General features: G+C 35.2%; 13 protein-coding genes and 1 riboswitch. Of the genes, 9 read left to right on the top strand and 4 right to left on the bottom strand.

All coding sequences use genetic code 11. The annotated features are described in order from the left end of the window. Positions 1 to 9 precede the first annotated feature (9 nt). The 6 genes from thiE to QQZ16_RS14885 all read left to right on the top strand — a co-directional run bounded on the left by thiE (position 10) and on the right by QQZ16_RS14885 (position 5,274). On the top strand, positions 10 to 669 hold the full coding sequence (thiE, locus tag QQZ16_RS14910) for a thiamine phosphate synthase (RefSeq protein ID WP_031536747.1): 660 nt from the start codon (positions 10 to 12) through the stop codon (positions 667 to 669). A gap of 198 nt (positions 670 to 867) precedes the next feature. After that, positions 868 to 996 carry a YjcZ family sporulation protein gene (locus QQZ16_RS14905; protein ID WP_081836594.1) on the top strand — a complete coding sequence of 43 codons (129 nt, stop codon included), beginning with the start codon at positions 868 to 870 and terminating at the stop codon, positions 994 to 996. A gap of 332 nt (positions 997 to 1,328) precedes the next feature. After that, entirely contained in the window at positions 1,329 to 2,603 is a 1,275-nt protein-coding gene (locus QQZ16_RS14900) for an ammonium transporter (protein WP_235252261.1), read from the top strand. Positions 2,604 to 2,944: 341 nt separating this feature from the next. Next, on the top strand, positions 2,945 to 3,928 hold the full coding sequence (locus QQZ16_RS14895) for a DUF294 nucleotidyltransferase-like domain-containing protein (protein WP_235252260.1): 984 nt from the start codon (positions 2,945 to 2,947) through the stop codon (positions 3,926 to 3,928). Between the two features lies 1 nt (position 3,929). After that, entirely contained in the window at positions 3,930 to 4,658 is a 729-nt protein-coding gene (locus QQZ16_RS14890) for an exonuclease domain-containing protein (protein ID WP_031536750.1), read from the top strand. 43 nt (positions 4,659 to 4,701) lie between these two features. Next, positions 4,702 to 5,274, top strand: a complete 573-nt coding sequence (locus QQZ16_RS14885; RefSeq protein ID WP_235252259.1) for a GNAT family N-acetyltransferase — start codon at positions 4,702 to 4,704, stop codon at positions 5,272 to 5,274. Between the two features lie 99 nt (positions 5,275 to 5,373). Here QQZ16_RS14885 and QQZ16_RS14880 read toward each other — a convergent pair whose 3' ends face one another. The 3 genes from QQZ16_RS14880 to QQZ16_RS14870 form a co-directional block, all read right to left on the bottom strand. Next, a complete protein-coding gene (locus QQZ16_RS14880) occupies positions 5,374 to 6,417 on the bottom strand; it encodes a ribonucleotide-diphosphate reductase subunit beta (RefSeq protein ID WP_235252258.1) in 1,044 nt (347 codons plus the stop codon). 27 nt (positions 6,418 to 6,444) lie between these two features. Beyond that, positions 6,445 to 8,682, bottom strand: a complete 2,238-nt coding sequence (locus tag QQZ16_RS14875) for a ribonucleoside-diphosphate reductase subunit alpha (RefSeq protein ID WP_235252257.1) — start codon at positions 8,680 to 8,682, stop codon at positions 6,445 to 6,447. 232 nt (positions 8,683 to 8,914) lie between these two features. Continuing rightward, positions 8,915 to 9,098, bottom strand: a riboswitch (cobalamin riboswitch). A 223-nt stretch (positions 9,099 to 9,321) separates the two neighbouring features. Further along, the gene (locus QQZ16_RS14870; RefSeq protein ID WP_284561469.1) at positions 9,322 to 9,642 is read right to left on the bottom strand and encodes a hypothetical protein; all 321 of its coding nucleotides are present in this window, start codon (positions 9,640 to 9,642) and stop codon (positions 9,322 to 9,324) included. 236 nt (positions 9,643 to 9,878) lie between these two features. On the opposite strand from QQZ16_RS14870, the gene QQZ16_RS14865 reads away from it, so the two are divergent. The 3 genes from QQZ16_RS14865 (at position 9,879) to QQZ16_RS14855 (ending at position 13,555) form a co-directional block, all read left to right on the top strand. Continuing rightward, on the top strand, positions 9,879 to 10,706 hold the full coding sequence (locus tag QQZ16_RS14865; RefSeq protein WP_251628744.1) for a DeoR/GlpR family DNA-binding transcription regulator: 828 nt from the start codon (positions 9,879 to 9,881) through the stop codon (positions 10,704 to 10,706). Further along, entirely contained in the window at positions 10,703 to 11,611 is a 909-nt protein-coding gene (gene pfkB, locus QQZ16_RS14860; RefSeq protein ID WP_031536756.1) for a 1-phosphofructokinase, read from the top strand. Before QQZ16_RS14865 ends, pfkB begins: the two co-directional genes overlap by 4 nt. 66 nt (positions 11,612 to 11,677) lie before the next feature. Continuing rightward, entirely contained in the window at positions 11,678 to 13,555 is a 1,878-nt protein-coding gene (locus QQZ16_RS14855) for a PTS fructose transporter subunit IIABC (protein ID WP_031536757.1), read from the top strand. An 833-nt stretch (positions 13,556 to 14,388) separates the two neighbouring features. On the opposite strand, the gene QQZ16_RS14850 is transcribed toward QQZ16_RS14855, so the two are convergent. Next, complete coding sequence (locus QQZ16_RS14850) at positions 14,389 to 15,666, bottom strand: MFS transporter (protein ID WP_031536758.1); 1,278 nt, start codon at positions 15,664 to 15,666, stop codon at positions 14,389 to 14,391. Positions 15,667 to 15,901: the final 235 nt, after the last annotated feature.

Genomic DNA, 15,901 nt, shown 5'->3' with positions numbered 1-15,901 from the left:
GGAGGAAATATGACAATATATACAAGTGAAAAAATAAAAGAATTGCTAAAAGTGTATTTTATTATGGGAAGCAATAACAGCAGCTTAGCTCCTGATTATGTACTAGAAGAAGCATTAAAGGGCGGCATTACGGTGTTCCAATTTAGAGAGAAAGGAAGCGATGCATTAGAAGGAGAAGCAAAATTTCAACTTGCAAAAAGAATGCAAAAATTATGTAATCATTATAATGTTCCATTTCTAGTCAATGATGATATTGAACTCGCGATAGCATTAGATGCAGATGGAGTGCATATTGGCCAGGAGGATGAGAATGCAATAAAGGTTCGAGAATGGATCGGTAATAAGGTATTAGGTGTATCTGCTCATTCAATAGAGGAAATAAAGCTGGCAATGGAGGCAGGTGCTGATTATATCGGCATTGGTCCCATTTATGCAACAAGCACAAAAAAAGATGCGAAGGAAGTGCAAGGAACATCCCTTATCGAAAAAGTTAAACAACTAAATCTTCGAATACCAATAGTAGGAATTGGCGGGATTACGATCGATAATGCATATCCTGTAATTAAAGCAGGAGCAGATGGAGTTGCAATTATTTCGGAAATTAGCATGGCAGATAATCCCTATGAGCAAACAAAGCGACTAAAGAAAGTGGTTACTGACCAAGAGTAGCTGTATTTTGGTGGAAGCTTTCATTCAAATGCAGGTTTTTTGCGGAAAAATAGACATTCACCCAACCCAAATATATATCCTTGCATACAATAATTTTGTAAGAGGAGCTAGTTAAGAAAAAATATAGAGGCTCCTTCCTCGTTAACCAGTTATAGAAATGGTTAATATACTACAAAAATGAGAAAGGGAGATGTATATATGTACGGTTATGGTGGATATGGTTATGGTTGCGGATATGGCGCTGGTGTTGGATATGGCGGCGGATTCGCGCTAATCGTTGTATTATTTATCTTATTAATTATCGTTGGTGCAACTTTTATTTGCTAATATACGAATGAAAAGCTGACTTCTTGTCAGCTTTTTTTACATTTATAGAGGACGGGATTAGTAGTGGGGAAAATGAGAAGAATCGTGCCCGTTTAACTTGTTATTATGATAACGCTTACTAAAATAGGGTGAAAAATACATAAAATTATATTGGAAAATCAAAAAAATGTAGAATAAAATGAAACTAGTTATAATATTTTAATTTTTAAGAAAATTATTTTTCAAATTCTTATTGACAGAAAATTTAATATAGGTAAAATAAAGTTATTAGAGTGTTAGATTATGTGACACTTGATGGTAAGTATATATACATAAAGGGGGAAGGAATCTTAATGGAAAATTTAGAGTTTTTGATGAACAGCTTGTGGACAATGGTTGCTGCAATTTTAGTTATTTTTATGCTTGGTGGATTTATATTATTAGAAGCAGGTTCCACAAGAATGAAAAATGCGGGACATATCGCAGGAAAAACAATCTTTACTTTTGGAATTGCCTCATTAGTATTCTGGGCTGTAGGTTACGGATTCATTTTTGGAGATAATGCAAATTTCTTTGTAGGGATGAGCGACTTTTTCTATGGAGGAGGGCAAGTTGAGGATGCTGGGTTACAAACTACCGTATTCTTTGTCTTCCAACTAGCTTTTGCTGGAATTTCCTTAACGATTGCTCTAGGAGGATTTGCAGAGCGTGCGAAATTATCTGTATATCTAATTTTCTCTATATTATTTGGTATTTTGGTTTATCCAATCATTGCACACTGGATTTGGGGTGGCGGCTGGTTAGCAGAGCACGGCAAACAAGACTTTGCTGGATCAACGGTTGTTCACTTAACTGGTGCTGCGGCTGCATTAGCTGCAACAATGCTATTAAAACCACGTATTGGTAAATATAATCCAGACGGTTCTGCTAACCCAATATTCGGACATAACCAAGTTTATACTGCGCTGAGTGTATTGATTCTTTGGGTAGGTTGGTTTGGATTTAACGCTGGTAGTACTGTTTCTGTTTCAGATGGATTTTTCGGATATGTTGCATTAAACACAAACTTAGCAGCAGCAGCTGGTGCAGTTGCAGCATTGTTAATTTCTTGGATTGTGTTAGGTAAATCTGATATCACAACAATGCTAAATGGGGCATTAGCTGGTCTTGTTGCAATTACAGCGTCTTGTGCGTTCGTAGAACCATGGGCAGCAGTTGTTATTGGTTTAATTGCTGGAGTTCTTGTATTTTACAGTGCTCGTTTCTTTGAAAGTAGAAAAATTGACGATCCAATCTTTGCCTTATCTGTACACGGAACAGCAGGGATTTGGGGTACGTTATCAAATGGTTTATTTGCGACAGCAGAGTTAGCTGAGTATACTGGCGTAGGTAAAGCTGGTCTCTTCTACGGTGGAGGATTTGGGCAATTAGGTATTCAAGCACTTGGTGTAATAACTTGTGGACTTTTCGCTTTTGCAGTAAGCTATGTCATCCTATTTGTTATCAAGAAAGTCAGCGGACTACGTGTAACAGAAGAGGAAGAAATCATGGGCTTAGATATCAGTGAACATGGTTCATATGGTTACCCTGAAACTTTCTTATCAAAAGAAGAAACAAAAAGCTTATAAGTAATGGTTAATAGCCCTTTTTAAGGATAATGCTACTGAACCTACTAGGATAGGAGTCTCGCTGAAAAGTGGGGCTTTTATCTTTTTTTAAACTATAGGGCATTGCTTATTTGTTTAGTTGTTAAAGTTTATCCATAAATCCATTTTGAAAATAAGGTTCACAGCTTGAATACGTTTTATAGGTAATAGTGTATGGTGATTTGTGAATGACGGAAATATCCTTTTATGAAAGTTTCTCTTTATGAAAAGAGTCAGGGATAAAGATAACATGATAAGATAGACATAAATATAAATTGAATGTAAATATACTATGAATATCTTTTACCAAAGGAAGTGCATGGATGTGCTCTGAAAATAGACGATTAACTGAGCTAAAAAAGGAAAAGGAAGTTTTTTTAAAAACAAATAGGTATAATAGCAAGGAATTAAATAAATTTCATGATGGAATATTTAATTGTTTATTTCAATATATCCTCTCTGAATATATTAAAACAAATGGAGAACCTCCGTGCTCCTTTGTATGGTTTGTAACAGGAAGTGCTGGTAGAAAGGAACAGGGGATTTTAAGCGATCAAGATCATGGGATTATTTATGAGAAAACAGAAATAACCTGCAATCAATATTTTATGAAACTCGGAAAATGGATTAGTGATGCTTTGGATGAGATAGGATATCCATACTGTGAAGGAAATGTCATGAGCAGTAATTCAACATGGTGTAAATCTTTAGAAGAGTGGAAACAACAATTACATCAATGGTTGGTAAAAGAAAACTGGGAATCGATTAGATTTTTGCAAATTTTTTATGACAGCAGAAAAATTTTTGGAGACCAAGAATATGTTCAGGAATTAAGAAACTATATACATCAGTATTGTGTTATGCATCCAGCCCTTTTAAAAAGATTTATGAATAATGTGATGCGGATAAAAAAAGGGGTAGGAATATTTGGCCAATTTTTCGTTGAAAGATCTGGAAGTCACAAAGGCTCCATTCATTTAAAACATACCATGTATTTGCCGTATGTAAATTCAATTCGACTTCTTTCCATTCGAGAGAGAATTCAAGAAACATCTACAATAGAACGAATAAAGTCTTTGCGAGAGATAAAGAAATATGACGAATGGTTAAAAGCCTATGAATATTCATTTAATAGAATATTAGAATATCGAATCATTTTATTTAAAGAAGCAAAAACATATGAAGACGTTCATTATTTGAATATCAAACAGTTATCGAAAGAACAGAGGCAAGAAATAAAAACGTTAATGCGAAATGGTATCAAATTATATCAACAAGTACAAAGGATAATGGAAAAAGGGTGTTAACATGGGAGTAGAATCATTTCTTCAATACATGAGAGATTTATACGGAAAAGTCAATTCGAGTGTATTGCATGCTACCTCGAGTGGAAGTAATTCACAGCAAATCGCTTTTATGCGCCAGCTTCAGAAAGATTTAAAAGTTGAAGTTGCTTCCAGATTGCCATTAGATAATTTAAAAGCTGTTGTTTTTGATATAGAAACAACGGGTTTTTTACCCGATAAAGGGGATCAAATTATTTCAATTGGTGCAGTTAAAGTGCAAGGGTGTCAGATCCTAGAGGAACAATTTTATACATTAGTGAATGCGGGTGTTGAAATACCAGAAGAAATTAGTCGCCTAACAGGAATTCAAACCAATGATTTGCAGGATGCCCCGCCCTTATCCGATGTACTTGTACAATTTTTTGAATTCATAGACGAGGATACCCTTGTAGCCCATCACTCCTCGCATGAGAAAAGCTTTATGCAATCTGCATGCTGGAAAAGTTTCAAAACGCCTTTTAAGCATCGAATTGTAGATACGGCCTTTTTATTTAAAATTGTTGAACCAAACATAAAGATATTAACATTGGAGGACTGGTGTACATTTAGTGATATTCCAGTAATCGATCGTCATCATGCATTGGGTGATGCTAAATTAACTGCTATTCTATGGTGTCATTATTTAGAAAGGGCACAAAAATTAGGATGTCGTACTTTACAAGATATCTACGAAAGACTAGCTTTACGATAAATTATTCATGAGAAGATTTTAACATTTATGGTGGTGAATTTCGATGGGCGTATTTGAAACAGAAAGATTGCTGCTAAGAAGGTGGCAAGAATCGGATTACAAAGATTTATATGAATATGCAAAAAGGGAAGATGTTGGTCCGTTTGCAGGTTGGGCTCCCCATAAAAGCGAGCAAGAAAGCAAAGTTGTAATTCGCTATTTTTTACAAAATAATAATTCGTATGCTATCGTTTGGAAAGAGGAAAATAAAGCGATTGGGAGTATTGGGTTTCATAAGCGTACACCGGATGTTAGGCTTTCTCATTTAGCACAGCGTGAAGTTGGGTTTGCCTTAAATCCAGCCTATTGGGGTAGAGGGATTGTACCAGAAGCGGTTAATCATCTTTTAGTTTTTGGATTTGAACAATTGCAATTGGATTTGATCTGGTGTGGACATTTTGATTTTAATAAAAAGTCAAAACGAGTTAATGAAAAATGTGGTTTTCAATATCGTTTTCAGAAAAAAGATCGCTATAAGCTTTTTAACAATCAAATCATCACGAGCGTCTATTATTGTATGACAAAAGAAGATTATTTCGAAAAAAAACAGCAAAGAGCTAAAAAGGTATTTATCTAATACAAATATATAAAGTTAGAATTAGTTGAATGAAATACAAAGAGTGCAGGAAATGATTAAAAGGAGCAACAGTGACAGTTGCTCCTTTTAATTTTTAGTTTATAGCTCGTCAAATCCGTTGTCTACATGGTTGACTTTTACATATTGACGTGATTTCTGTTCAAAGAAATCCGATTTTCCTAAATCTACATCTTCGTATGCTTTGATCCAGCGTAATGGATTTTTGCGATAACCTTCAAATGGGCGATTAAATCCAAGCTGATTAGCTCTTACATTCGCATAAAACTTTATATAATCTTCTACATCTTGCAGAAGAATTCCATCGATTTTATTGCCGATAATATATCTTGCCCACTCAATTTCTAATTCTGCAGCTTCCTTCATCGTATCCTCCACGAAAGAGGCGAGTTCTTCGTTGTTATATTCTGGATATTGGTTTAGAACTTCTTTGAATATTTTTACAAACAAATCAACATGAATTTGTTCATCACGATTAATATAGTTAATCATCGTGCTAGTTGCTACCATCTTTTGATTTCTTGCTAGGTGGTAGAAAAAAGCAAATCCTGAATAGAAAAATAAACCTTCTAAAACTACATCATATACAATCGATTTTAATAGGTTATTAGGAGTTGGATTTTCTGCAAAATAAGCATATCCATTTGTTACAAACTCATTTCTTTTTTCAAGGATTGGCTCTGTTCGCCAAAATTCAAACACTTCCTCTTGCTTTTCCATTGGAACTAAACTAGATAGAACATATGAATAGGAATGATTATGAATAACTTCCTGTTGTGCCAAAATAATCATTAAAGCAGATAGGCTTGAATCTGTTAAATAATCTGCTACTTTCCCTGCATAATCTGTTTGGATACTGTCTAATAAAGCTAATAAGCCAATAATCTTTAAAAATGCATCCTGTTCATCGTCAGATAGTTCAGGGAATTGCTTCATATCTTGACTCATATTAATTTCAAACGGTGTCCAAAAATTAGCAAGCATTTTTTTGTATTTCGGGAACGCCCATTGATAGCGAACATCATCCCAGTTTAATATATTGGAGCATTCTCCATTAATAATGGCTGTTGATTTATTTGGTGCTTGTTTATTCATAATGGGTCTTTTTTTAACGACTTCTTCCATTTTATTTTCCTCCTTATCATACAGTAATCAGCTAGAGCAAGAATCGCAATCTTCTACTTCAGAGGAAGTAGATCTTAAATAATAGGTTGTTTTTAAACCGTTTTTCCAAGCTGCTACATGTAAATCTAGTAACTCTTTTGCTTTAATCGTATTTTGGACATATAGATTAAAAGATATTGCTTGATCAATATGTTTTTGACGTTTAGCTGTTTGTTTAATACTCCAATGTTGATCAATCAAATAGGCAGATTTATAAAACCATGTTGTATCCTTATTTAGATCTGGTGCTGTAACAGGAATTTTATAATCTTTTTTCTCTTCTGAATATTGTTTTTTGAATATTGGATCAATGCTTGGCGTGCTTCCAGCGATTAAAGCAGTGGATGCGTTTGGTGCTACAGCTAATAAATAGCCATTGCGTAATCCGCTATCGTGGACAGTTCTTTTTAATGCTCCCCAATCGTATTTACTTTCTACTGCATCATAACCTCTTTTTGTAAAATAAGCTCCAGTTTCCCAATCGGAACCTTGAAAAACAGGATACACACCTTTTTCCTTTGCTAATTCTGCGCTTGCGGAAATAGTTAAATAGCTAATTTTTTCATATAAATCGTCTGCATAGGATACAGCTTCATCTGATTCCCATTTAATTTGCTTTAATGCAAGTAAGTGATGCCATCCAAAGGTTCCAAGACCAATAGCACGATATTTTTGATTTGTAAACTGTCCTTGGATAACAGGAATAGTATTTAAATCAATGACGTTATCAAGCATTCGTACTTGAATGGGAATTAATCGTTCTAGAACATCAGCGGTAACAGATTTTGCTAGATTTATAGAAGAAAGATTGCAGACTACAAAATCTCCTGGGGTTTTTTCAATAATAATTCTGCCATCTTCATATTTTTGCTCTGTTACTATTGTAGGACTTTGATTTTGAACAATTTCTGTGCAAAGATTTGTACAATAAACCATACCTAAATGGCTATTTGGATTTTTGCGATTTACTTCATCTCGATAAAACATAAAGGGAGTACCAGTTTCTAATTGACTTCTTAATATACTTTTCATAATATTAATTGCTGGAACAATTTCCTTTGATAAATCAGGATGGTTTACACATTCTTCATATTTTGCCCGGAATGAACCTTTTCCCATTTCTTCATCAAAGAAATCCTCCAAATTATATCCCATTACTGTTCTTACTTCATGAGGGTCAAATAAATACCAATCTTCCCGTTTCTCTACTTTTTCCATAAATAAATCAGGGATGCAGATTCCTGTGAATAGGTCATGTGTGCGATATCGCTCATCGCCATTATTTAGTTTACTATCTAGGAAGGAAAAGATATCTTTGTGCCAAACATCTAAATAGACGCTTATAGCACCTTTGCGTTGCCCGAGCTGGTCGACACTGACAGCTGTATTGTTTAGCTGCTTCATCCATGGGATAACACCAGATGATGCACCTCTAAATCCTTTTATAGCACTACCGCGACTTCTTATTTTTCCGAGATAAACACCAATTCCTCCACCGTTTTTTGATAGATTTGCAATATCTGTATTGCTATCATAGATAGATTGTAAAGAGTCATCAATTGTATCGATAAAGCAGCTTGACAATTGACCCCAGTTTTTCCCAGCATTAGATAGAGTAGGAGTAGCTACGGTCATATAAAGATTGCTTAGTGCCCAGTAAGCTTCTTTTACCAGTGTTAATCGGCTCTTTTTTGGTTCATTTTTCATTAAGTGCATACTAATAATCATAAAACGCTCTTGTGGTAATTCGAAAACTTGTTTTTGATGATCACGAGCTAGATAGCGATCAGAGAGCATCCGAAGTCCGATATACGTAAATAAATAATCGTTTTTCTGTTGAATAACTGATTCAAGCTCTGTGATATCCTCTTTTGTATATGTATCAAGGATAGAAGGATGATAGATTCCTTTTTTGGTTAAAGTATCAATTAAATGGTAAAAATTTTCGTATGCATTTTGGTTGGTAGAATGACGGTTTTCCTTTCCTTGTCTATATAGGTCATTTAATAGTAAGCGAGCAGCAACATAAGTCCAATCTGGGGAATTTTCATCCATATAGCTTAATGCTTCCAGAATAAGTTGATGAATAAATTCTTCTTCCTTTATTTCATGCTTATTCTCTACATATTGTTTTGCTCGAGTTTTAAGCGGTTGGAAATCTAAATGGTGATAGTCTTTTTCTAGTTCATCAAAAAGGAAAAGTGTATCATTTTCTATTGTTTTCATAGTAAACCCCCTAGTAATTAATTTTAGAAGCTACTTTCTACATTTTTTGTTGCTTTGGGAATATGCGAGAAATGCATAGATATCTATTTATTTCTCCACAACAGGGTAGAAAAAGCCAATAAAAAAAGCCACTCAACTTGTTGAGTGGATCAAACGATGGCATAAAGCTATCCCAAAAGTGTGTATGGGGTTAAGTTTATACCATCGTTTCATCATCTCAAAGTCCCGGAGTAATGAAACACAAGTGTTTGGCAGGTCTCCTGGCTAGTGAATTATCCTACACTAAGACCTTCCCGAGAAGAATATTCTCAGTGGTTTTCTTAGTTCGTATCACATACAGTTGCGGGTACAGCTTCGGCTTCGCACCGAATTCCCTATTAAGTCCTTATAAGGACACCAAAACTTGTGGCATATTAAATTTTTTCGTAACTATTCTATGAAACGAATTTGTCATTCTCTACGACAAATGTAAATGTCTTTCAAAAAAAAGTCGCTTCTTAAGAAGCGAAAAAGAGACATTGGATATTGAGAGTTGTTATATTAACTATATATAGTAAGATTTTGTTGATTATCAACTATATATTGATTTGATAGTATCATACAATCCATCTTTACGCAATTACTTTCTATTAAAATAATTTAGGTTAGGAGAAGTACGAGATAAAATAATAGGATAAAAGCCGCTCCGAAAATTATAAAATATTTAGACCATACATGTGGAAGTTTTTTTCGTTGTATTCCTTTATTAAAACTGATAAGGGAAAGGCCATTTTTATAAATAACAAAATAAATTAACGCAAATCCGATGTATTGTAAGATAAATAATCCAGTAAGGGACTGTTTGTTCTCCAAGAAATGAACATTAGGATAAGAATAGCCAGTAATAAGCTTTATGATCATATCATTAACCGTTCCAAATAGTGCAAATAAGAGTACGGCTGAAAATAGAATTTTAACCAATTCTAAATAGAAGTAGGGGATTTTTTTCATACTTTCATTCCTTTTCATTTATTAATATTAATTTAGTACCAGAACAAAGGATACCATAAACATTTAATAATTGTTAATTAAATATGCTAGATTCGGGTAATATACAGGTAATTATACTGTGATTTCCTGAATGAAAATTCTGATTATACTAAAAACGTTCACAAAACGTCAAAAATATGATAATATTTGATTGTTTTTGAAAGAAAATGCTTGAAATGCGAAATCGTTTACATTATGATGTTGTTAGAGGAAAGACAACCCGAAGAGGGAGTGTGATAATCTTGTTAACACCTGAAAGGCATGAATTAATTGTACAATTGCTTAAACAGCATAGTGTTGTGAAAATACAAGAGTTAATAGATATTACTAATACATCTGAATCAACAATTAGACGAGATTTAACACAATTAGAGCAAGAAGGTTTTTTAAAAAGAGTACATGGTGGCGCTGCAAGGCTTCAAGGAAAAATAAAAGAGCCTAGCATGAGTGAAAAAGCGTTCAAAAACGTTCAAGAGAAGAAAATGATCGCAGCTTTTGCAGCAAATCTCGTAGAGGATGGCGATAGCATTTATTTGGATGCAGGATCGACCATTACAGAAATGCTACCATTTTTAAAAAATCGCGATATTGTAGTTGTGACAAACGGTCTTATGCATTTGTCCAGCTTACTAGAAGCTCGCATTCAAACCTTCCTAACGGGAGGGTATGTAAAAGAAAAGACAAATGCATTAGTGGGTCGTGGTGCCATACTTAGTCTTGATCATTACCGTTTTGATAAATGCTTCATGGGTGTTAATGGTATTCATCCTGAATATGGGTATACTACACCTGACCAAGAGGAAGCCATGGTGAAAAGCAAGGCTTTATCATTATCCAGAGAAGCATTCTTTCTCGCAGATGACAGTAAGTTTTCAGAAGTCTATTTTTCTAAAATAGCGAATTTGCATGAGGCTTCTATTATTACAAACTCCCTTGATGATGAAGTAAACGATTTATATTCAAGGAAAACTAGTATAAAGGTTGTGAAAGAATGATTTATACCCTAACCTTAAATCCTTCTGTCGATTATATTATCGAAGTTAAAGAAGTGCATTTAGGAGAGCTTAATCGATTAGAAAAAACAAGTAAATTTGCAGGTGGAAAAGGGATTAATGTTTCCAAAGTATTAAAAAGAATGGGCGTGCAAAGTAAAGCGTTAGGTTTTGTTGGCGGTTTTACGGGTAGTTTCATTGAAACGCAATTACTTGCCGAAAAGATTGACACTGATTTTGTGAAAGTCGAAGAAGATACACGTATCAATGTGAAATTAAAAGCAGATACGGAAACAGAATTAAATGCAAGTGGACCAACAATCTCTGCAGAAAAATTCCAAGCGTTAAAGGATAAGATTGCTTCTTTAACTTCAGAAGATTTACTCGTATTAGCAGGAAGCGTTCCATCAACCTTACCGAAAACAACTTATGAGGAGCTTGTGAAAATTTGTCATGAAAACAATGTTTCATTTGTTGTCGATGCAGAAGGGGAGCTACTAAAAGCAGTCTTGCCGTATCATCCATTTTTAATAAAGCCTAATCATCATGAGCTAGGTGATTTGTTTGGAACAACGATTACGAATGCGCAAGAAGCAATCCCATATGGAAAAAAATTAGTAGAAATGGGTGCACAAAATGTAATTGTTTCCTTAGCGGGCGAAGGAGCTATATTAATTAGCCAACATGAAGAACTAATTAGTACAGTACCAAAAGGAGAAGTGCAAAGCTCTGTTGGTGCAGGAGATAGTATGGTAGCAGGATTTCTTGCTAAATATGTAGAGACACAGGATATGAAAGAATCCTTCCGCTATAGCATTGCTTCAGGAAGTGCTACAGCATTTTCGATAGGATTATGTACAAAGGAGAAGGTAGAGAGTCTCCTTCCACAAGTCCAACTACAAGCATAAAACGGAATTCATTTAACAAAATAGTAAGGTTGAAATAGAAAATTAATGAAAAAGGAGCGTTATGGGATGAAAATTACCGAATTATTAACGCAAGAAACTATCCTTTTAAATATTGAAGGAAATGGAAAGATTGATGCAATCAATCAACTAGTCGATATTCTTTATTCAGCAGGAAAGTTAATAGATAAAGAAACGTATAAAGAGGCTATTTTAAAAAGGGAAGAGCAAAGTACAACAGGTATTGGGGAAGGGATTGCCATTCCTCATGCAAAAACAAGTGCAGTAAAATCTCCTGCTATTGCATTTGGTCGATCTACTAGTGGGGTTGATTATGAGTCACTAGATGGGCAGCCTGCCAATCTATTCTTTATGATTGCAGCACCAGACGGGGCAAATAATACACATTTGGAGGCATTATCAAGACTATCAACTTTATTGCTAAAAGAAGAAGTTCGTTCGAAGCTGTTAAATGCTGCTTCTAAACAGGATGTTCTTGCAGTTATTGATAGCTATGATGTCGAGGAAGAATCACAAGAGGAAAATATAGCAGATAAAAAGAATTTCATAGTTGCAGTAACTGCTTGTCCTACTGGTATTGCTCATACTTATATGGCAGCCGATTCATTAAAAGCGAAAGCTGCTGAAATGGGTGTAGACATTAAGGTTGAAACAAATGGATCTGGCGGAGCGAAAAACGTTCTGACAGCAGAAGAAATTGAAAATGCAACAGCCGTAATTGTGGCGGCAGATACAAAAGTACAAATGGAGCGTTTTAATGGAAAACATGTGCTTGAAACCCCTGTTGCAGATGGTATCCGTAAACCAGAAGAATTAATTAATCGAGCTTTGAAAAAGCAAGCTCCAGTTTATCAAGGTGGTTCTGGTAGCTCTAGCGAAGGAAAAGAGGAAGGAAAAAAAGGGATTGGAGGCCAAATTTATAAACATCTAATGAGTGGTGTATCAAATATGTTACCATTCGTTGTTGGAGGCGGGATTCTAATCGCTATATCTTTTATGTTCGGTTATAACTCAGCTGATCCAAATGATCCAAGCTATAATGCGTTTGCAGCGGTTATTAAGTACATTGGTGGCGATAATGCTTTTGCCTTATTAGTACCAGTTCTTGCAGGGTTTATTGCAATGAGTATTGCTGATCGCCCAGGCTTTGCACCAGGTATGGTTGCCGGCTTTATGGCAGCACAAGGTGGTGCCGGATTCCTTGGTGGCTTAATCGGTGGTTTCTTAGCTGGTTATATAGTAATTGGTCTGAAAAAATTATTAGAAGTTCTTCCAAGATCATTAGAAGGTATAAAAACGATTTTACTCTATCCATTATTAGGAATTTTCTTTACCGGTCTTATCATGAATTACGTTATCATGGAGCCAGTTTCAGCAATCAATACAGGGATGACTAACTGGTTATCAAATCTTGGTACAGGAAATGCTGTTCTCCTTGGAATTATATTAGGTGCAATGATGGCTATAGATATGGGAGGGCCAATCAATAAATCAGCATATGTCTTTGGTACAGGTCTTATTGCTAATGGTGTTTTTGAACCAATGGCTGCAATCATGGCTGGAGGTATGGTTCCTCCACTTGCAATTGCGTTAGCAACTGTTTTATTTAAAAAGAAATTTACGAAACAAGAAAAAGATGCAGGCTTAACAAACTTTATTATGGGATTATCGTTCATTACAGAAGGTGCCATTCCATTTGCTGCAGCAGATCCATTGCGTGTTATTCCATCTGTAGCAATTGGAGCAGCAGTAACAGGCGGGCTATCCATGCTATTTAATATTGGACTAAGAGCACCACATGGCGGTATTTTTGTTGTTGGATTGGTTGATGGAAATCCGATGTTATACCTACTAGCAATTGTAATCGGTGCTGTTGTATCTGCGTTATTGTTAGGATTATTAAAGAAACCCGTAGAACAAAAATAGATGGAATGAACTATTAGATAGAGAGATCATCCACTTATTAAGCAAGTTGAGACTATACACATTACTGAATGCAGTGTGTATAGTCTCATTTTTGTATGTTTTTATAAGAGGTTGGGACAAATCTAAATAACTAATCTTTAAAGACGAACAATCTCTAATTTAGCTCTTAAATAAAGCTACTTTTTCATATCTGTTATTTATGGTTTTAAATATATTCAAGTGTAAAAACTAAGTCGTTCCATTGCGCCACAGACGGTCGCTTTCCGCGGGGAGGAATGCTCCTCGCTGCGAGGCCACTGAAAAAGTGAATTACCTGGTGAATCGGTAGTTACCAAACCATTCTAACTTAGTGTAGGCTTTTGTTTTCCGAGGCTTACCGCACGACTCACCGGGGCGAGCGCCGAGCCGCTTCACAGCTCACGCTCCTGCAGGGTCTCGGACTTTCTCGCATCTCCCGTAGGAGTCGAGCGGACACCTCTCCAAACTAACTTATTATTTGCTTTCAAATAAATATAACCTCATTTAATTTGCAGAACTAGACATTTTCAGTGCCCTCCTCGCTGCGCTGCGGGGTCTCAGCCTTTCCTCTATTTCCCGCAGGAGTCGACCGTCCTCCGCTCCATTTCACTTCATTTTTAAACCTTTTTCTAAAATATAAATACGAACGATCATGTAAACTTACCGCACAATCGTTAGTATTTATTGTTAGCTGAAATGTTTATGTCCCAGTCTCTTTTGTATGTTTTTATAAGTGTTTGTTTTTCAATAATAACAACCAATGAAGTACAATTATGTATGTGCCTTCATTGGTTAAATATTTATATAAACTTATTTTAATTCGTTTTTGTTTCATCAATGTGTTTTAAACGAAAGAAAGCAGCAACAGCAGCGATTAAAGTAATCGCGCAAAGCAAATAAAATTGAAAGTGCTCCATATGCTTCATTAAAATAGCCATAATAGGTGGTCCAGCTGCCACTCCAATAAAGCGCATACTACTATAAATGCTTGTGATGGTTCCTCTTTCTTCCTTTTCAATCCCTTCTGTTATTAAGGCATCAAGAGGGGGTAAGCTTCCTCCAATTCCGATACCTGCAAACGTAAGGAAGATAATAATGAACCACATTTTTTCTGAAAAATTGAGAGCAATTGTTCCAGTAATTATCGCTAGTAAGCCAATAAATGTTATCCAGCGCATTAAATTTTTGTCTTTTTTTATTTTTTTTCCAGTAATGTAGGAAGTAAGGCATAATGCTCCGAGCGGCATGGAGAGATATAGCCCTTTTTTAATATTTTTAATATGATAATGCTTTTCCAATATATCTGATAAATAAAACAGCTCCGCAAATAAAACGAACATAACAATAGCTCCAATAAAGAAAATGGCGTACAGCCATTTTTTGTCTTGGTGCAATATTTCTTTCGTATGTTGAATAAATTCTTTGAACGGTAAAGGCTTTTCTTTACTTTTTGGTGATTTAACAAAGATCATTATTAAAACGATGGAAATGAAACAAAAGACAGGAATAGACATAAAAGGGATATACCATATAAATCCTGCTAAAAATGCTCCTAGGATTGGACTAAGTACTTTTCCAAATGTATTGGCTGTTTCAATAATCCCTAATGTACTACTCACCTCTTCTTCGTTTTTAAATAAATCGCCTACTAATGGTAATACAATTGGGAATGCTCCAGCTGCACCAACACCTTGAAGTGCTCTTCCGAGAAGAATGACCCAATAGCTATTATCTATTAACCATGCAGCAATTCCTGAAATGACCCCACCAATCCCAGCGATAATTAAACTTGGAATAATCACCCGTTTTCGACCGATGTGATCCGATAAATAGCCTGCTACGGGTATCAATATTATCGCTAAAATAGAATATACAGTAATAATCATACTTACTTTAAAAGAGGATATATTCAGCTTTTGTTCAATTGATGGCAATACTGGAATCAGCATGCTATTTCCAAGGGTCATTACTAACGGGATGGAAGAAAGTGAGAATATCGACATTTTAGAAACCTTTACATTTTGTTTCTTAGTTGTCTTGTGCATTTTATTTGTAAGGTTACCTATTCTTTTTTCATCATTTACATGATCCATTTTCATTCTCCCTGCTTTCAAATAGTTAACTATAGTTAATATGTACAGGTGAGATAAAAATTAACGCGATTTTCTCCCTCCAAAAAATGGTTATTTCACTTTTGCCAAGTATGAGTAAAATGTTTGTGGGAGAATAAATATCCTTTTTGTCTAGTTGGGGGACGAGTCCCCCAACTAGACAAAAAGGCCACCAAGCGAGAGCGCGGTAGCTGGAAAAAATTAAGCATTAAAAAAG

The organism is Bacillus sp. T2.9-1 (genome assembly GCF_950097965.1).
GTDB classification, from domain to species: Bacteria; Bacillota; Bacilli; order Bacillales; family Cytobacillaceae; genus Niallia; species Niallia hominis.
This window is presented reverse-complemented; position numbering and strand designations above follow the sequence as displayed.